The sequence below is a fragment of the Paraburkholderia sp. JHI869 genome (assembly GCF_038900775.1).
Lineage (GTDB): Bacteria > Pseudomonadota > Gammaproteobacteria > Burkholderiales > Burkholderiaceae > Paraburkholderia.
Genome location: NZ_JAYMSC010000115.1, coordinates 1 through 292 on the forward strand (window position 1 = coordinate 1; position 292 = coordinate 292).

The 292-nt window shown below is 55.1% G+C and carries 2 tRNA genes; both read right to left on the reverse strand.

The features are described from left to right. Positions 1-51: 51 nt before the first annotated feature. A tRNA-Ala gene (locus tag VSR72_RS44110) sits at positions 52-127 on the reverse strand. 38 nt (positions 128-165) lie between these two features. After that, positions 166-242: transfer RNA gene (locus tag VSR72_RS44115), tRNA-Ile, on the reverse strand. Between the last annotated feature and the right edge of the window lie 50 nt (positions 243-292).

The window sequence follows — 292 nt, forward strand, 5'->3', positions numbered from 1 at the left end:
CCAATGCAAAAGGCTCTGCCGGACTGCTGCAGAACGCTGTGCATTGAAGATTGGTGGAGGATGACGGGATCGAACCGACGACCCCCTGCTTGCAAAGCAGGTGCTCTCCCAGCTGAGCTAATCCCCCAGTCAAAACAACTCAAAGGGACTGCCCGTCAGACCAGTTGGTGGGTCTGGATGGATTCGAACCATCGACCCCCGCCTTATCAAGACGGTGCTCTAACCGACTGAGCTACAGACCCCTGAGTCTGTCTTTCTTACAGCCGACAAGTGTGAGCGCTTAAAACGCAGT